Below are 17,190 nucleotides of genomic sequence, written 5' to 3'. Positions count from 1 at the left end.
GCCCTGCTCGCTGAGCGCCCTCTGCCCGCCGAGCCGCCGCTGCCCGCCACGCCACCCGGGCCCGCCACGCCGCCTAAGCCCGCCGACCACCCGTGCCGGCCCTGTCGGCCGTGCCAGCCGGGCAGGCCGTGCCAGCCGGGCAGGCCGTGTCAGCCGGGCAGGCCGTGTCAGCCGGGCAGGCCGTGTCAGCCGGGTCAGCCGTGTCAGCCGTGCCAGCCGGGCAGGCCGTGCCAGCCGTGCCAGCCGGGCAGGCCGTGCCACCTGTGCCGGCCCTATCGGTCATGCCGCTCGGGCCAGCCGGTCCACCCGTGCCATCTGTCTCGGCCACGCCACCTGCCGGACGTGTCGGTCAAGCCGAATGCGCCGGCGGCATCGGCCGTGCCGCTCGTGCGGGCGCAGCCGCTTGTGCTGGCCACGCCGTTCGAGCCGGTTGGTCTGCCGTGCCGGTGATGCCCGTAGTCCGAGGTGTGGGCAGTCGGGGGAGCGTCAGCCGGCTGCGCCAGTCGTGTCGGTGGTGAGCAGGCGGTCGAGGACCCGGGTGCCGAACTCGAGGGCGTCCACCGGCACGCGCTCGTCGACGCCGTGGAACAGCGAGGCGAAGCCGAGATCCTCGGGCAGGCGCAGCGGCGCGAACCCGAAGTTGCGGACACCCAGCCGGGCGAACGACTTGGCATCGGTGCCCGCCGGCAGCAGATAGGGCAGCAGGCGGGCGCCGGGGTCCTCGGCCGTGATCGCCGCTGCCATGGCTGCGGGCAGGGCGCCGTCGAAGCTGGTGCTGACGCCGGGCAGGCTGCGCCACTCGGTCTCGATGCCCGGACCGAGCACGGACTCGGTCTCGCGGCGGAACGCATCCTCGCGCCCGGGCAGCACGCGGCAGTCGACCGTGGCGGTGGCCACCGACGGCACGACGTTGGACCGGTAGCCGGCCTTGAACTCGGTCACGTTGGCGGTGTCGCGCAAGGAGGCGCCGATGAGCCGCGACAAGGAGCCGAGCCGGGCGACGAGGGCCTCCGGATCGTCGCCCTCGTCGGCGAGCGCCGCGGCCGCGCCGGCCAGGAACTGCCGTACGGGATCGGTGAGCGTCAGTGGGAAACGATGCCGGTCGAGCCGGTCGACGGCCGCCGCCAGGCGGGCGATCGGGTTGTCGTCGTGCAGCATGGCGCCGTGGCCGGGGGCGCCCCGAGCAAGCAACTCGAGCAGGACGGACGACTTCTCGGCGACCTGGACGAGGTACGCGCGCTCACCGCCCAGCGGCACCGAGAAGCCGCCGACCTCACTGATCGCCTCGGTCGCGCCGTCGAAGAGCTCCCGGCGCTCGTCGACCAGCTTGCGAGCGCCGAGCCATCCGCCGGCCTCCTCGTCGGACAGGAACGCGAAGATCAGGTCGCGCGGCGGGACGACGCCGTCACGCTTGAGCCGCCGCGCGGTCGCCAGCGTCATCGCGACCATGCCCTTCATGTCGACCGCACCGCGCCCCCACACGAAGCCGTCCTTCACCTCACCGGCGAACGGGTGCACGGACCATTCGGAGGCGTCGGCCGGCACGACGTCGAGGTGGCCGTGGATCAGCAGAGCGCGCGGATCCCGCCCGGCGAGCCGCGCGATCACGTTGCCGCGCCGAAGACCCGTTTCCACGTACGTGACGTCGTAGCCCACCTCGGTCAGCTTCTCCGCCACGTATTCGGCGGCAGGCCGTTCCGTGGCCGGCGCCTCAGGGTCGCCACGATTGCTGGTGTCGATCGCCATCAGCTCGCTGGCGAACGTGACCGTCTCCGTCATCGACCACTCCTCATCGCGACGCCGCGGTTCCCTCGATACAACATGTTGACTTGACATGTTGACGACTGAATCAACATGTCAAGTCAAGTCAACTGCTGCCCCCGCCTACCCCGGCTGACCCGCAAGATCAGATTGGAAAAGGCACCGCGTTCATGGCGCTGTTGGCGCGCGCCCCCATCACTGTCTCGCCTGCTGGTGGCCCAGGCGCGCGGGTGGAATGTACGGAGCGTCGACCATGACTAGAGTGCTTGGGACGTTGGCAGGCCACGCAATTGGCCGCCGCCCGAGTCGTGATGGGAGCTCGCCGTGCCCTTTCCGCAGGCGCTGACCATTCCTGTACTCGAAGGTAGCCGGGTGCGCCTGGAGCCGCTGAGTCGCCGGCACGCCGCTGACCTGGCCGTCGCCGCCGAGGAGGACCGTGGCTCGTACCAGTTCACCTGGGTGCCGACGGCGGCCGAAGTGGACAGCTACATCGACGAGCAGCTGGGGAAGGCTGCGGACGACACGCTGATGCCCTTCGCGCAGATCGACGTGCGAAGCGGCCGGGCCGTCGGCGCGACTGCCTACTGGGACCCACGGCTGTGGCCGGGCCGCGACGTGTTGTGCGCGGTGGAGGTCGGCTTCACCTGGCTGGCGGCATCGGCCCAGGGGAGTGGCATCAACCGGGAGGCGAAGTTCCTGCTGTTCGCCCACGCCTTCGAGCAGTGGCAGGTGGCCCGATTGGACCTCAAGACGGACGCCCGCAACGCCCGCTCCCGCGCCGCGATCGAGGCTGCGGGCGCGCGCTTCGAGGGAGTGCTTCGGAGCTGGTCCCGCTCCTGGGCGCCGGGCGAGGAGGGCAAACTCCGCGACTCGGCGATGTACTCGATCGTCGCCGCCGAATGGCCCGCCTGCCGGGAACGCCTCACCCGGAAGTAGGCCACTCAATGGTGGGGCGAAGGGTCTGCGTCGCGCGCCGGGTTCAGAGGTACAGGGAGGCCAGCCGGCCGACCATGGCTACGACCACGACGACGAGGACGCCGCGGACGAAGCCGGCTCCTCGTTTCAGGGCGGTGCGGGCTCCGAAACGGGCGCCGAGGATGTTGCAGGCGGCCATGGCCAGGCCCAGTTTCCACAGGACGTGGCCGCCGGCGGCGAAGACCAGCAGGGCGCCGAGGTTGGTGCCGACGTTGATGATTTTGGCGGTGGCCGAGCTGGCGACGAAGTCCAGGTTGAGCAGCGCGGTGAAGGCGATGATCAGGAAGGTGCCGGTGCCGGGGCCGAAGACGCCGTCGTAGAAGGCGATCACCGTGCCGGCCAGCAGGACGGCGGCGAGGCGGCGGCGCCAGGTGCGGGTCGGTTCGTCGACCACGACGCCGAAGGTGGGGCGGGCCACCACGAACGCCAGCACCAGGAGCAGAAGCACCATGACGGCTGGGCGGAAGTACTGGGCGGGGATGTGCGAAGCGGCCAGGGCGCCGACCGCCGAGCAGGCGACGGCGAGCGCTGCGGACGGGCCGGCTGTCCGCCAGTCGATTTTCGTTCGTCGCGCGTACGTGATGGCGGCTGACGTTGTGCCGCAGATGCTGGCCACCTTGTTGGTGCCGAGCGCCGTGACCGGCGGCAGGTTGGGCAGGCCCAGCATGAGCGCCGGCACGAGCACGAGCCCGCCTCCGCCGACCACCGCGTCGACCCAGCCCGCCGCGGCGGCCACGGCCAGAAGCAAGATGATGTACTGCCATTCCACGTCCGGATTTCCCCTTCCCAGTCGGAGATCATCCTGGTGTAATGGCTTTATGCATCTCAACCCTTACGGCGAAGATGCGGTGCGGCTCGCCCTCTCCCTGGTGACCGACCCACCGGCCACCGACGAGGAGCTGCTTGCCCGCTGCCTCGCATATGACCTGGTCATCGAGCTGCCAGTGACCGCGTGGGACAGGGAGGCGACCGCCGAGTTCCTCGTCGAATGGCTGACCGTGATTGACGCCACCGTGCCCGCGCAACGGGCGCAGCGCCTCAACGACCTGCTGCGCTTCGCCTCCGCCTACCCCCGGCTGACCAATCACGCCGAGGACGGCTGGCACATCCACTACCGCGACCCGGAACAGCCGCTGGCCTCGGTGCTGCGCACCCTGATCAGCGTCGGCACCGCCCTGCACCTGGCCGGGCGCGGCATGCACCGCCTGGGCCGCTGCGCCGCCGACGGCTGCGGCCGCCCCTACGCCGACTTCAGCCGCACCGGAACGCAGACCTACTGCTCCCCGGCCTGCGCCAACCGCTCAGCGGTCCGCCGCCACCGCGCCCGAACGCGATAGCAGCACGGACCGCCCACGCCGGGCCGGACACGGCGAGCGGATTCGTCGCCGAGCCCGAGCCGATATGCGGCCAGCCCCACCCCGATGCGACAGGTGCACGAACTGCCGGCGAACGGGCCGGGTGGCGGTCAGGCGTTGGCCTGCTCGACCAGCTTGTCGACCGTGTCGAGGGTGAAGGGGCTGCCCGGGAAGAGGGCCAGCCGGTCGAGGGGCATGCCGCCCAGGAGTTCGTACGGGCCGTCGTCGCCCGCCATCGACACGAGCGGGCTGTCGCTGCCGGCTGCGAACGCGTCGCGCAGCAATTGGGCGCCGCGCGGGTCGGCCATCCACTCGGCGACCGTGGAGTGTGCGACCAGCGGCCACCGGCCGTCGGGGGAGCCGGGCACCGCGAGCGTCACCGTGGTGCGCAGGTCGCGCGAGGAAGCGCCGACCGCGAACACGTAGTCACCGTCCTCGACCACCCAGCGGTTGAGGCGGGTGTCCCAGTAGGCGAGGTCGTCGCGGGGGATCCGTACGGTCACGGTGGCCGTGGCGCCGGCCGCCACGTCGACGGTCGCGAAGCCCTTCAGCTCGCGCGGGGCGCGCCGCACCCGGGAAGCCGGCTTGGCCACGTACACCTGCACGACCTCACGACCGTCGCGGCCGCCGGTGTTGGTGATCGGGACGGTGATGTCGACGCTCTCGGCTCCGGCCGTTGCGGTGGCTTCGCCGTACGCGAAAGTGGTGTAGGAGAGGCCGAAGCCGAACGGGTACGAGACCGGCTGCTCGCGCGCGTCGAAACCGCGGTAGCCGACATGCAGGCCCTCGCCGTAGCGCACGAACCCCGCCTCGCCCGGGAAGTCGAGGTAGGACGGGTGGTCGGACAGCTTCAGCGGGATCGTCTCGGCCAGGCGGCCCGACGGGTTGACCCGGCCGAACAGCACGTCGGCGATCGCGCTCCCGCCCGCCTGGCCGAGCAGCCACGCCTCGACGACACCGGGCACCGACGCGTCCCAGGGCGCGGTGCGTACGACAGCGCCGTTGTTGAGCACGACCACCGTGCGCGGGTTGGCCGCGACCACCCGCTCGATCAGGGCGAGGTGAGCCTCGGGCAGGTCGAGGTCGGTACGGTCGGCGCCCTCGGTCTCGCGGGTGGTGCCTACGAAGACGACCGCCACGTCGCTGCCCGCGGCCAGGGCGGCGGCTTCGGCGATCAGCGTCTCGTCGGCGGCGTCGTTGTCGGTGCGGTAGCCGGGAGCGAACCGGACCGGCGCGGTCGTGGTCGCGGTGATCTCGGTGAGCACGTCGTCGAGCCGCGTGGGGGTGATCTGGGAGCTGCCGCCGCCCTGGTAGCGCGGGGTGCGGGCGAACTCGCCGAGCACGGCCACCGACTGGCCCTCGGTACGCAGCGGCAGGATGTCGTCGTTCTTCAGCAGCACGATGGCCCGGGAGGCGATCTCGCGGGCGAGGGCGTGGTGGGCCTCGGCGTCGTACGTGCCGGTGGTCGACACCGACTTCTCAACCAGGGCGCGGATGCGGGCCACGGCCGTCTCGAGCACCTCGGCCGGCAGCATTCCGTCGCGCACGGACGAAGCCACCACGGGGTCGCCGGCGTCGTCGGGGCCGGGCATCGTGAGGTCGAGGCCTGCGGCGAGCGCGGCCACCCGGTCGACCACCGCGCCCCAGTCGCTGACGACCAGGCCCTCGAAGCCCCACTCGTCGCGCAGCACCTCGGTGAGCAGCCAGTGGTGCTGCGAGGCGTAGACGCCGTTGACCTTGTTGTAGGCGCACATGATCGTCCACGGCTGGGCCTGGGTGACGACCCGCTGGAAGGCGCGCAGGTAGAGCTCGCGCAGGGTGCGCTCGTCGACCTCGGCGCTGACGATCATGCGGTCGGTCTCCTGGCTGTTGACCGCGAAGTGCTTGAGCGAGGCGCCGATGCCCTTGCTCTGCAGCCCGCGCACCCATTCGGTGGCGAGAACGCCGGACAGGATCGGGTCTTCGCTGAAGTATTCGAAGTTGCGGCCGCCCAGCGGGGTGCGCTTGAGGTTGATGCCGGGGCCGAGCAGCACCTGCACGTCCATGGCGCGGCACTCGTCGCCCAGGGCCTCGCCCATGCGGCGCAGCAGTTCGGGGTCCCACGTCGAGCCGGACGCGACCGCGGGCGGGAAGCAGGTGGCCGGGCGGCCGGCCAGCATGTCGCCGGCGTCGCTCTGCAGCCGGACGCCGTGCGGCCCGTCGGTGAGCGTGATCGCCGGAACATCACCGGCGGCCGTCGTCCTCCAGAAGGCGCTGCCACTGGTCAGGGCGGCCTGGTCGGTCAGTTCCACGAATCCTCCGGCGGCGGGAGAGAAGCTTACTGAGTACCTACTAGGTAATAACTAAGCCGTAACATAACCTCTACGTTGCGTGCTGGACAAGAGTCAGGAGTCAGTGAGATGTATCGGCGTGACCGTGCGCGGCTTCCCGCCGCCGAGCGCCGGCGCCAGATCGTCGAGGTGACGACGCGCCTGATCGCCGAGCGAGGCTTCTGGGGCCTGTCGATGCAGGACGTGGCCGACGGCTGCGGGCTCACCGTGCCCGGCCTGCTGCACCACGTCGGCTCGAAGGACGGACTGCTCGTCGCCGTGCTCGACCGCCGCGACGAGGAGGACATGCGCTCGGTCTTCGAGCAGGCGCCGACCTCCCTGCGCGAGACGTGCGCGGCCCTGGTTCGTCGTAACGCCGCCCAGCCCGAGATCGTCCGCCTCTTCGCCGTTCTCGAGGCCGAGTCGCTGACCCCCGACCACCCGGCCCACACCTACTTCAGCCAACGCCAGCAGCGCACGGTCGAGATGCTCAGCGAGCTGGCCGAGGGTGAGGCCGAGGATCCCGCCGCCCTGGCCCGCCAGATCGTGGCGCTGATGGACGGCCTTCAACTCCAGTGGCTGCGCTACCCGGAGTCGGTCGATCTCGTGTCGGAATGGGATCTGGCCTCGGCCCGGCTGTTCGTTCCCGTCGCCGAAGAGGGACGCACCCCTTGACATCGCGTCCCGGATAACGGCATCTAGGCGTATGCCCCGCGGCGCTGCGAGGTCCCGCGGAGGTTTCCAGGCCGAATCGCGGGACGGGAGAGGGCGACCATGCGGATCAGCGACATTCTCCGGGTCAAGGGCGAACGAGTGGTGACGGTGTCACCCGAGGCGGACGTGACGGAGTTGCTCACCGTCCTGGCCGAGCACAAGATCGGCGCGGTCATCGTGAGCCGGGACGGCGACCGGGTCGACGGCATCGTCAGCGAGCGCGACATCGTACGGGCCCTGGCCGCCCGCGGTGCGGCCGTGCTGACCGAGCCGGTGGCCACCATCCAGACCACCGACGTGCGCTCGGTGACCCGCGACGCGGCGCTCGACGAGGTCGAACGGCTGATGACCGAGCGGCGGTTCCGTCACGTGCCGGTGATCGAGGACGGCGCGCTGCGCGGCGTGGTCAGCATCGGCGACGTGGTGAAGTTCCGCATCGACGAGCTCGAGCACGAGCGCAGCAGTCTCGCCGACTACATCACCGGGGAACGGGCCTGACGCCCTCCGCGCAGGCGTCGAGCAGGTCGTCGGCCGGGCATCGGCCGCGCATGACGTAGCGCTCGGTGAACTCGGCGACGGCGTCCCGCAGGTCGCGGCCGGCGCCGTGGCGGGCCAGGGTGCCGTACGCCTCGACGAAGCACCCCCGCGCGGCCGCCGCCAGCACGGGGTCGGTGAGCGCGTCGCGCGCCGCCCGTTCCCACAACCGGGGCTCGGCGGCGAGCGGCGCCGTGATCTGCTCGGTCGCCGCGGCCGCCCGCGGATCGTCCAACAGCGCCGTGGTCACCGCGACGACGACCCGCCAGCCGTCGCCGGGCTGACGGTCGGCTACGTCGATCTCCAGGTGCCCGCGGGCGGCCACCGGCGGGTGCAGCGCATCGACGTGCCGGATGAGATCACCCAGCCGGGGCTGGGCGGTTGCCCGGAACGGGCCGTCCGAGGCGAGCACGTACGCGGCCCATGCGGCGCGTGGATCGGCGATCGGCGGCAGCACCGGGTGCTCCCGGTGCCGGGCCTGCCGGGTGCTGCGCCAGCCGGTGGGCTGCCCGTCCCGCAGCGGCGAGTTGGCGAAGGCGGCCGCCAGCACGGGCGCGAGCGTGCCGGCCAGCGCCCAGCGGCGGCTCAGCCCGAGCGGGCCGCCGCCGTCGAGGCCCGCCTCGAGCGAGACGCGAACTCCGCCTTCGTCGCCGTCGCCCGGCACGATGCCTACGTGGTCGCTGCCTGCCGTGCCGGGCGACAGCTGCGCGCCGGCCAGATCGTCGGCCATGCGGGCCAGGCAGATCTCGAGCCCGGGTGAGGGTGGACCGCTGACGACGGCGAGCCGGGCCGACCGGGCGGTGAGGAAGCCGTGCCGCAGCGCGGGCCGCAGGGCCAGCGCCGTGAACAGGGCATCGGGCAGGCCGGGCGAGCCCAGCGGCAGGTCGACCTCGGCGCCGACGAAGCCGGGCGTGGCCGGTGAGAAGGCGTGCTCGGCGAGAAGCAGGGCAGCAGCCTGCTCGGTCATGGTGGTCACGCGGCGCCTCGCTCAAGGTCGCGGTCCGGCGGGAACCGCGCCACCATAGCATTCCTATCTGCTCAATAGGTATTAGTCGTTCGTGCCCGGCTCAGGGTCCTGCGTGCCGCCGTGTCAGGAAGGCCGCCACGGCTCGAGGCAATGCTGGACCAGGGCGAGCTGGCGTTGCGGGTCGCCCTGATCCGCATCGAGAACAGCGTGCACCTGCTGACCGATGGCGATCGACAGCAGGACGTCGGCCAGGGAGTCGACGGGCACCTCCCGTACGAGCTCGCGGTCCTCGGCCGCCTCGGTGAGGTGCCGGCGCACTCGGCCACCCCACATGGACAGGGCGTCCGACTTCCCGGTCGCGATCTGCCGGTCGACCGCCAGCCGCCCCCAGAAGCCCATCACCACCTTCGCCTCGTCCCGGGTCTGCTTGGCCAGCGGCAGAATCTCGCACAACGTGGCCTCGAGCGCGTTCAGCCCCCGCCGGCCGGCGACCGCCGCGGCGATGCGCGCGTCGGCGCCCGTCAGCACCTGCCGGCAGGCCGCCGCCACCACCGCGTCCAAGCTGTCGAAGTAGTGCCAGAGCGCACCCGCTCCCACCCCCAGCTCGGCCGCGATGGCCCGGCTGCTGGCCGCCGCCGGACCGTCGCGCTCGACCACCGAGAGGAAGGCTTCGACGATCTCCCCGCGTCGCTGGTCGTGGTCCACAATCTTGGGCAACCGCTTCCCCATCCCTCGTAGCACCGCGTCGGACCGCGGCGTCGCGCCGGGTACCCCACCAGGGCGTTCCTACACGACCGATTTCCCGCGCGCCTGTGTCGCCGGAGGGTCGATCGGTGGCCGTCGCTAGGGTTTGGCCATGGATCTGCGGTTCACGGGCGAGATCTGGTTCTGGCGGGGCCCGGCGCCGTGGCACTTCGTCACGGTGCCCGACGAGGAGTGCGCGGCCATCGAGTCGGCGTCGGCGTTGGTCAGTTACGGCTGGGGGATGATCCCGGTGACCGCCCGCATCGGCGCCACCGATTGGACGACCTCGCTGTGGCCCAAGGACGGCCGCTACATCGTCCCCATCAAGTCGGCCGTCCGCCGCGGCGAGAAGCTCGGGATCGGCGACACGGTGACCGTCCACCTCACCGTGGACGCCTGACCGGGAAGCCGGTGAGCGGGCCGGGCGGCCGTTTCAGCCGTGGAACGCGTAGTGGCCCGAGACGGGACGCCAGCCGGCCGGCGGGTCCTCGCCGGTGCGGCCGTCGACCGCCTCGCGCAGCAGGTCGGCGTGGCCGGTGTGGCGGCCGTACTCCTCGACCAGATCGACGACGATGCGGCGGAGGCTGAAGCGGGAACCGTCGGGCAGTGGCGCGGCCGCGAGCTGGTCGAGGCCGCCGTCGGCCAGGGCGGCGTCGAGCCGGGCTCGGCACCGGGCGACCGCGTCGTCGTACCGGGCGTACAGGGAACCGGGTTCGTCGTTGACGGCCGACGTGAACTCCGAGTCCTCGTCGTCCGGGTCGAGGTCGTCCCAGCCGGTCAGCGGCTCGCCGAAGAACCTCGTGGCGATCTTGTAGTCCTCGACCAGGGCCAGGTGTTTGAGCAGTCCGCCGAGGGTCAGCGTGGAAGGGCCGAGCCGGGCGCTCAGGCCGGCTTCGTCGAGGCCGTCGGCCTTCCAGCGGAACGTCGTCCGCATCCGGTCGAGCGCGCCCAGCAGATGCTCGGTCTCGGAGCCGGCCAGCGGCGGCTCCCACGGAATGTCGGTCATGGCGTCACCATAGGGGCCATTCCGGACGGTCGGCTTCCGGAACCCGGCGACTCCCGGCGGTCCGGGCGTGCCCGCGGGCGCTAGGGTCGCCGCGTGACTCAGTCCGAACGGCGCGACATCGCCGGACTCACCTGCGCCGACTGGAATGCCGGCGCGGACGGCCCCACGGTGCTGGCCCTGCACGGGCTGACCAACACGTCCGAGGTGTGGCGGGCGCTGGCCGAGGCGCTGCCCGGCAGCCGGGTGATCGCCCCCGACCTGCCCGGCCGTGGCGGCTCGGTGACCACCAAGGCGGCGCCGGGCCTGGCCGGGCACGCTGCCGAGGTCGTGCGGCTCGCCGACGAATGCGCCCTCGACGACGTGGTGCTGGTGGGCCACTCGATGGGCGGTTATCTGGCGCCCCTGGTCGCGGCGAAGCTGGGCGACCGCGTACGCAAGCTGGTGCTGCTCGACGGCGGCGTGCTGCCCGAGCCACGGTGGACCCTGCGGCGTCCCGTGGTCCGCGCCCAGTGGAAGCTGATCGTGCGCCCGCTGGGCCGTGCCTTCCCCGACGCCGGCACGTTCGTCGACCAGGTCGAGGGCCGCGCGATCGCCCGCCGCCCCGACCTGCGGCTCCACCTGCTGCGGTGGGCCACCTACCTGATGGACGGCGCCGGACGCCCCCGGGTCGACCGGGCCCGCCTGATCGACGACGCCGTGGACACCCTGACCGGCGCCCCCACGCTGCCGCTGCTGGCCGCCCTCGACGTTCCCGTCCACCTGATCCTGGCCGAGCACGACGGCGACGACTCCACCCGCCCGTTCATCACCGACCGCGCCCTCGAAGCCGGCCGCACCGAGCTGCCGCGCCTGACCGCCGAACGCATCGCGGCCAACCACGTGACGATGCTGTTCGACGAGGCCGCACCCCGGGCCGTGCAAACTCAGGACTGAGGCCTGTTCCGGGACGTGTCAGACTTTCATTCGGAACAGTTTCTCGGCATTTCGGAACGCGATCTTTTCCTTGTCTTCCCGTGGCATGTCGACTCCGCGGAACCAGTCGGTCTGCGCCTTGATGTCCGCGAACGGGTAATCGGTTGCGAACATCACTCGATCCACGCTGATGAACTTCAGCAGGAGATCGAGCAGTTCGGTCTGGGGGAATGCGCTGGTGGTGATCCAGAAGTTGTCCTGGAAGTACTGCCCGATGGGCTTCTCGAGCGAGTTCTCGGTCGGCTCGCCCATGTCTTCGATAATCCGCTTGTAGTAGAAGGGAAGACCTTCGCCCATGTGGCCGATGATGATCTTCAGTTTGGGGAATCTGTCGAAGACCCCGTACGCGATCATCCGAATGCATTGGGTCAGCACCTCCTGGTGCCAGCCGTATCCGGACCCACTGAAGATGTAGTCCTGGAACTCTTCCGTGTATGTGGACCGCGTGGTGCTGTAGTAGATCTGGAAGACCTCGTCAGCCGGATAGCCGGGATGCAGGTAGATCGGCACATCGAGAGCTTGGGCACGTGCCAGCACAGGCTCGAAATCGGGGTGATCGAGATACTTCTTCGTGATGTGTCCGTTGGTCAGCGCGCCCAGGAAGCCATCTTCCTTGACCGAGCGTTCCAGTTCGTCCGCCGCCGCCTCCGGGCTCTGCAAGGGCAACGTGGCGAAAGCCTTGAAGCGGCCCGGATACTTGGCGATCGGCCCGTCCACAAGTTGCCGGTTGAGGCGATGGGCAAGGTCGATGCCCCTCTGCCCGGGGACATTTTGTACGGACGGTGTATGAGCGGAGAGGATTTGAACGTTGAGTCCCCCCGCGTCCATATCGCCGATGCGGCGTTCGCCCAGATCCGAAAGACCAATTTCCTCGAGGAACGCTATGTGATCCTGGTTGATGGAGTTCAGCTTCAACAACGCGGGGGTGGTGAAGGTCTCCTCCGTGCCGATGAAGGGCAGGTCCCGGTCTCGCAATGCGATGTCCGGAGTCTTGTCCGGAGTCTTGTCCCCGTCCGCTGCCGAAACAGCGGCATACGTGGACAAGCCGGCGCCGGCGCCGAGTGCCGTGGCAGCGGCCAGAAAGCCGCGGCGTCCCATGGACTTCATGTCAGTCTCTCTTCAGGTGTGTGTGTGGTGCGGCATCCGTCTGCACGATTTCTCAGATCAACCCTTCGTCGCACCAGGCGCGCCCAGGTGTCGACGCACGGGTTACCTCGATCATCTGACGCAGACTTCATACCGAGCGAATCTGAGACGACTGTTAAAGGTTCTGACACGATCTCCTGGCGGATTCAGTTGATCAGTAGCTCTTCCATCCTCTGTGGAGCGGGTTCTCGATGGGGCGTAGAGCCTCTGTGGAGCGGGTTCTCGACGGGGCGTAGAGCGAGGATGGCTTGCGGGATCGCGTCGTCCGGGACGGGCTGCAGCGCGGCTTGGCCACGGCTTTCCATGTCTTGAGGGTGACGACGACGCGTTCACCGCGAGCACGGATGCGGGCGTGAGATCTGTTCACGGCCTCTGCCGACGTGACAGCCTCGGCCGGGCGATCGCCCGTCGCCCCGACCCTGCGGCTCACCCTGCTGCGGTGGGCCACCTACCTGATGTGCACCGCGAATACGCGGACAGCCGAACGTCACAGCGGATGCTGCGAATTGTGTTCAGCGGGTCGGCGACTCATCGGTTGCTTCTTGCTGGTGGGCTGGTGACAACCAAGGTAAAGGCGGTGTCCGGCCGGCGTAATTGCTTTTTCGCTCGTTGACGGTTCGAGCGCAAGTCACCTTTTCGAGGGTGCTCATCCGTTTGGTGAACAGGCCGTCTGCGACCGAAGGTAAGAGGACGCACGCAGCTGTGTGCCGTGGCCGAAGGGATCAAAGATGATCAGAATTGGCAGCCGGGTCCGGCCGATGGCGGCTCTGCTCGCGGCACCAATCGCGGGAGCCGGGTTGGTGGCGTCCGGTTCGCCGGCGCAGGCAGCCGGGTGTTCCGAGACCCGGGCCGGCGCTGCTGAACTCGCGGAGTCGGGTGACTTCACCGAGCCGGCCACGGTGTCGCTGGGCCGGGGGGATGTGACGCTGCGCTATTCCGCTGCGGCCGGATGCGCGTGGGGCCTGTTGAGCGGCTTGACGCCCGGCTGGGACTTCCGCGGTGACGTGTGGCTCGACCGCTCCAGCGACGGCGGGGCGAACTGGGAGCAGTCCGCCATCCGCAAGGTGGCGCCGAACAACCACCACAGCACTTACACCACGGCGTGGAGCACCAGCGGCTTCAACGCAGTACGGGCCTGCGGTGAGGTCAGCTCGCTGAAATTCAAGCAGCAGACGAAGAAGAACGTCGACCTGAAGAAGGACCGCATTTTCGGACATTCCTTCACGGGCATTCACTGCACCGAATGGGTCAGTGTGTAGGCGCCGGGTCAGCGCGGCCGGCAGCGGCAGGTGACCGGGGTGGTGGTTCGGTGCCGCGCTCGATGCACGCCCGCCGAAAGGCGTCGCTGCTGTAGCCCTTGTCGGCCACATGCGAACACGCCTTAGTCGGCGACGGGATTCGGCGATGCCGCGCCGGGGCGGCTGCGGCTGTTCACCGCCGCGGTGACGAGGGCTATGAGCTTCGTGTGGCCGACCGGTGCGAGGCGGGCCAGCAGGTCGGGCAGCTTGGCGCTGGAGGCGATCAGCAGGCGGGCCCGGCGGCGGGTCACGGCGTCGAGGATCTGGGCAGCCGCCTTCTCGGGCGGAAACGTCAGCAGGGCGTCGAACGACCGCAACTGCGGGGCGATCTCGTCGACGGGCACCTTGCTGCCCATGCGGGCGCTGGTCGCGATGCTGGTCCGGATGCCGCCGGGGTGCACGGTCGTGACTCCCACGCCGTTCTCGGCCAGTTCGGCTCGCAGCACCTGGCTCAGGCCACGCAGGGCGAACTTGCTCGCCGAGTACGCGCTCTGGCCGTACGGCGCGATGAGCCCGAACAGGCTGGACACGTTGACGAGGTGGCCGCCCGGCGTGGCCGTGAGCGCGGGCAGCAGCGCGTGGGTCAACAGCATCGGGGCGCGGAAGTTCACGTTCATCACGGTCTCGAACTCGTCCACAGTCACCTGGTCGAAGCGGCCGCCGAGCGCGATGCCGGCGTTGTTGATCAGCAGGCCGAGGGCGGGATGGGCGGACAGCACCCGATCGGCGACGGCCGTGACCTCGGCCCGGTCGCTCAGGTCGGCCTGGAGGGTCTCGACCTGCAGGGCGGGGTGTGCCTCCCGGATGCGGGCGGCGACCGCGTCGAGCGGCGCGACGTCGACGAGCACGAGATGACTGCCGCGCTGGGCCAGGCCGTACGCCAACTGCTCGCCGATGCCGCTGGCGGCGCCGGTCAGGACGGCGGTGCGCCCGGCGAACCGGTACGGGGTCATGAAGCTACCTCCTGGAAGGTCATGTCGCGGGTGACGTCGGCCCGCGGAGTGGTGACCACGTCACGCAGGTAGTTCTGCCGCACGATCCACGGCGCCCGGTCGCCCTGACGCGGGAAGAGGTCGAGCGCGCGTTGCACGTACCCGGAGGAGAGGTCGAGGAGCGGACGGCCGGTGCCCTCGGGGGCTGTCGGGGTGGCCACGGCGAGCCGGTGCTTCTGCATGTGCCGCAGCAGCCGCATGACGTACCGGTGGGACAGATCGGCCCGCAGCGTCCACGACGCGTTGACGTACCCGATGCAGTAGGCCAGATTGGGCACCCCGCTGAGCATGAGACCCCGGTAGGCGGCCCGCTCACCGATCGTGACAGGGGAACCGTCGATCGAGACCTCGACGCCGCCCAACGGCAGCAGCCTCAGCCCGGTGGCCGAGACGACGATGTCAGCCTCGAGCACACGTCCCGACCGCAGCCGGATCCCGGACGGCACGAACGTGTCGATGTGATCGGTGACCACGGACGCGCGGCCGGCGCGGATCTCCTCCCACAGGTCGCCGCCCGGGATCACGCACAGCCGCTGGTCCCACGGGTCGTACGCCGGCTTGAAATGTTCGTCCACATAGGCCTCGTCACCCAGTCCGCGCACCGCCATCGTGCGCAGCGCCTTGCGCACGCGTTGCGGGCGCCGCCGGGCGAGCTGATAGAAGCCCTGGGTGAGCAGAATGTTCTTGGCCCGGACGAGCGCGTTGGCCGGCTTGGCCGGCAGCACCCGGCGCAGCCCGTCGGCGATCACGTCACGGCGGGGGAGCGAGGTCAGGTACGTGGGGGAGCGCTGCAGCATCGTCACGTGCGCCGCCGTCGGCGACATCGCCGGCACCAGGGTCACCGCGGTCGCCCCGCTGCCGATCACGACGACGCGCTTGCCCCGGTAGTCGAGGTCGTCGGGCCACGACTGCGGGTGCACCAACCGCCCGCCGTACGACGCGAGGCCGGCGAAGTCGGGCTGATACCCGGCCTCGTACGAGTAGTAGCCCGTGCAGGCGTACAGGAAATCGCACGTCAGAATCGAACCGTCGGCCAGCCGGACGCTCCAGCGCGAGTCCGGCGACGACCAGTCGGCCGCGACCACCTTCGCCCCGAACCGGATGTGGCGGGTGATCCCGGCGTCCTGCGCGGTCTGGCGGATGTACGCCCGGATCTTGTCACCGGAGGCCAGCGACTGCGTGTCCGTCCACGGCCGGAAGGGGTAGCTGAGCGTGAACATGTCCGAGTCGGAGCGGATGCCGGGGTAACGGAACAGGTCCCAGGTGCCCCCGATGGCGTCGCGCGCCTCCAGAACCGCGTACGACTTGGTGGGGAAAGCTTCCTGCAGTCGCCAGGCGGCGCCGATGCCGGACAGGCCGGCCCCGATGATCAGGACGTCGACGTGGTCACCGTCCACTGCTGGTCTCCTTCCGGTAGGCCGCCAGCCCGCCCGGCACGTCGGCCGCGTGCCGGATCCCGGATACCCCGCTCCACAGGAAGGTTGTCAGATAGTCGGCCAGCGCTTCGCGGCTGATCGGCTGCTGCTGCCGCAACCACCAGTCGCCGACCGACTGCACATACCCCACCACCCCGTACGCCCAGGGCAGCGCGGCGCCCGAGTCGAGCCCCCGGGCCCGCAGCCGATCGCCGAAGATCCGCGCCAGCCCGCTGGCCACCGTGTCGACCACGTCGGCGACCACGTCGTGCTGGCGCGCGATCCCGGGCTGGTGCACGACGAACTGGTAGAGGTTGGTGTCGGCGGCGATGTGGGCCAGGTAGGCGTCGACCGCCGCGCCGACGGCCTCGCGTTCCTCACGGACGGCGGCCACGGCCGGCACGATCGCGTCGAGCACCAGGGCCCCGGAGCGCTGACCGACCGCCAGCCACAGCTCCGACTTGTCGGCGAAGTAGCGGTAGAGAACGGGCTTGCTGACCCCGGCGTGGGCGGCGATGGCCTCCATGCCGACCTCGGGGCCGAGCTGCCGGATCGCATCGATGGCGGCCTCGGTGAGCTCGGCCCGGCGCTGCTCACGATGGCCGGCCCAGCGCCCGCGCCGGCCGTCGGTGTTCACCGCTGTCTGCCCCGGCTTCATGTACTACAAGTAACTGTTACCCCGGGTAACGTCAAGTCGCTCGGGATTCGCTCCGGTCCGCTCAGGGCGTGGATTCGGTCCGTCCGGGTCATACCATCACAGGAAGCGGACGCTTCCGAGGAGCCGGATGAGCGCAACTGCGTGGCGGGCTCGGTCGACCGGAGCGTCACCGGCCTGCTCCGACCCTCCCTGAGCCGGCTCACCAGGCAAGCGCACTCCCGGATCGCCGATTCCCACCTCCGGTCGTTCGGCGGCCTGGACGCCGGGTTGCCGGCGCTCGCCGGCCACCCGGCGACGGCCGCCGGCCCGCACAGCGGATATGCCCTGCGCAATCTGGCCCACCA

General features: G+C 70.5%; 17 protein-coding genes. 7 read left to right on the top strand and 10 right to left on the bottom strand.

Annotated features, from left to right (window positions below; translation table 11 throughout):
• Positions 1-486: 486 nt before the first annotated feature.
• A complete protein-coding gene (locus KXC43_RS05870) occupies positions 487-1,836 on the bottom strand; it encodes a M20/M25/M40 family metallo-hydrolase (protein WP_255643578.1) in 1,350 nt (449 codons plus the stop codon).
• A gap of 249 nt (positions 1,837-2,085) precedes the next feature.
• Here KXC43_RS05870 and KXC43_RS05865 point away from each other — a divergent pair, with 249 nt between their 5' ends.
• Complete coding sequence (locus KXC43_RS05865; RefSeq protein ID WP_221374902.1) at positions 2,086-2,697, top strand: GNAT family N-acetyltransferase; 612 nt, start codon at positions 2,086-2,088, stop codon at positions 2,695-2,697.
• 43 nt (positions 2,698-2,740) lie between these two features.
• Here the strand turns inward: KXC43_RS05865 and KXC43_RS05860 are convergent, their stop codons facing one another.
• Complete coding sequence (locus KXC43_RS05860; RefSeq protein WP_221374901.1) at positions 2,741-3,505, bottom strand: sulfite exporter TauE/SafE family protein; 765 nt, start codon at positions 3,503-3,505, stop codon at positions 2,741-2,743.
• Positions 3,506-3,554: 49 nt separating this feature from the next.
• On the opposite strand from KXC43_RS05860, the gene KXC43_RS05855 reads away from it, so the two are divergent.
• Entirely contained in the window at positions 3,555-4,073 is a 519-nt protein-coding gene (locus KXC43_RS05855; protein ID WP_221374900.1) for a CGNR zinc finger domain-containing protein, read from the top strand.
• Between the two features lie 128 nt (positions 4,074-4,201).
• Here the strand turns inward: KXC43_RS05855 and KXC43_RS05850 are convergent, their stop codons facing one another.
• Positions 4,202-6,382 carry a glycoside hydrolase family 3 C-terminal domain-containing protein gene (locus KXC43_RS05850; RefSeq protein ID WP_221374899.1) on the bottom strand — a complete coding sequence of 727 codons (2,181 nt, stop codon included), beginning with the start codon at positions 6,380-6,382 and terminating at the stop codon, positions 4,202-4,204.
• A gap of 108 nt (positions 6,383-6,490) precedes the next feature.
• Between KXC43_RS05850 and KXC43_RS05845 the strand changes: the two genes are divergently transcribed.
• Both KXC43_RS05845 and KXC43_RS05840 read left to right on the top strand, forming a co-directional pair.
• A complete protein-coding gene (locus KXC43_RS05845) occupies positions 6,491-7,075 on the top strand; it encodes a TetR/AcrR family transcriptional regulator (protein ID WP_221374898.1) in 585 nt (194 codons plus the stop codon).
• Between the two features lie 99 nt (positions 7,076-7,174).
• Positions 7,175-7,612, top strand: a complete 438-nt coding sequence (locus tag KXC43_RS05840) for a CBS domain-containing protein (RefSeq protein ID WP_221374897.1) — start codon at positions 7,175-7,177, stop codon at positions 7,610-7,612.
• Here the strand turns inward: KXC43_RS05840 and KXC43_RS05835 are convergent.
• Positions 7,593-8,615, bottom strand: coding sequence for a glutamate-cysteine ligase family protein (locus tag KXC43_RS05835; protein ID WP_221374913.1), 1,023 nt, complete (start codon positions 8,613-8,615; stop codon positions 7,593-7,595). The genes KXC43_RS05840 and KXC43_RS05835 overlap by 20 nt on opposite strands.
• 123 nt (positions 8,616-8,738) lie before the next feature.
• Complete coding sequence (locus tag KXC43_RS05830; RefSeq protein WP_221374896.1) at positions 8,739-9,332, bottom strand: TetR/AcrR family transcriptional regulator; 594 nt, start codon at positions 9,330-9,332, stop codon at positions 8,739-8,741.
• 139 nt (positions 9,333-9,471) lie between these two features.
• Between KXC43_RS05830 and KXC43_RS05825 the strand changes: the two genes are divergently transcribed.
• Positions 9,472-9,759 (top strand): DUF1905 domain-containing protein, encoded by a 288-nt coding sequence (locus KXC43_RS05825; RefSeq protein WP_221374895.1) that lies wholly within the window; start codon positions 9,472-9,474, stop codon positions 9,757-9,759.
• A gap of 33 nt (positions 9,760-9,792) precedes the next feature.
• Here the strand turns inward: KXC43_RS05825 and KXC43_RS05820 are convergent, their stop codons facing one another.
• Complete coding sequence (locus KXC43_RS05820) at positions 9,793-10,365, bottom strand: mycothiol transferase (RefSeq protein ID WP_221374894.1); 573 nt, start codon at positions 10,363-10,365, stop codon at positions 9,793-9,795.
• 93 nt (positions 10,366-10,458) lie between these two features.
• On the opposite strand from KXC43_RS05820, the gene KXC43_RS05815 reads away from it, so the two are divergent.
• Complete coding sequence (locus KXC43_RS05815; protein WP_221374893.1) at positions 10,459-11,298, top strand: alpha/beta hydrolase; 840 nt, start codon at positions 10,459-10,461, stop codon at positions 11,296-11,298.
• Positions 11,299-11,316: 18 nt separating this feature from the next.
• On the opposite strand, the gene KXC43_RS05810 is transcribed toward KXC43_RS05815, so the two are convergent.
• A complete protein-coding gene (locus tag KXC43_RS05810) occupies positions 11,317-12,444 on the bottom strand; it encodes an amidohydrolase family protein (RefSeq protein WP_221374892.1) in 1,128 nt (375 codons plus the stop codon).
• Positions 12,445-13,241: 797 nt separating this feature from the next.
• Between KXC43_RS05810 and KXC43_RS05805 the strand changes: the two genes are divergently transcribed.
• The gene (locus tag KXC43_RS05805; protein ID WP_221374891.1) at positions 13,242-13,742 is read left to right on the top strand and encodes a hypothetical protein; all 501 of its coding nucleotides are present in this window, start codon (positions 13,242-13,244) and stop codon (positions 13,740-13,742) included.
• Positions 13,743-13,864: 122 nt separating this feature from the next.
• Here the strand turns inward: KXC43_RS05805 and KXC43_RS05800 are convergent, their stop codons facing one another.
• Genes KXC43_RS05800 through KXC43_RS05790 form a run of 3 tightly spaced genes read right to left on the bottom strand, consistent with a single transcriptional unit; the run spans position 13,865 to position 16,846 of the window.
• Positions 13,865-14,734 (bottom strand): SDR family NAD(P)-dependent oxidoreductase, encoded by an 870-nt coding sequence (locus tag KXC43_RS05800; RefSeq protein WP_221374890.1) that lies wholly within the window; start codon positions 14,732-14,734, stop codon positions 13,865-13,867.
• Positions 14,731-16,170: a flavin-containing monooxygenase gene (locus tag KXC43_RS05795; RefSeq protein WP_221374889.1), complete on the bottom strand. Its 1,440-nt coding sequence runs from the start codon at positions 16,168-16,170 to the stop codon at positions 14,731-14,733. The genes KXC43_RS05800 and KXC43_RS05795 overlap by 4 nt, the downstream gene beginning before the upstream one ends.
• On the bottom strand, positions 16,160-16,846 hold the full coding sequence (locus KXC43_RS05790) for a TetR/AcrR family transcriptional regulator (RefSeq protein WP_221374888.1): 687 nt from the start codon (positions 16,844-16,846) through the stop codon (positions 16,160-16,162). Before KXC43_RS05790 ends, KXC43_RS05795 begins: the two co-directional genes overlap by 11 nt.
• Positions 16,847-17,190 lie beyond the last annotated feature (344 nt).

This window comes from Paractinoplanes polyasparticus, assembly GCF_019710575.1.
GTDB lineage: Bacteria > Actinomycetota > Actinomycetes > Mycobacteriales > Micromonosporaceae > Actinoplanes > Actinoplanes polyasparticus.
The sequence above is the reverse complement of the archived record's forward strand: the minus strand, read 5'-3'. Positions and strand labels throughout refer to the sequence as shown.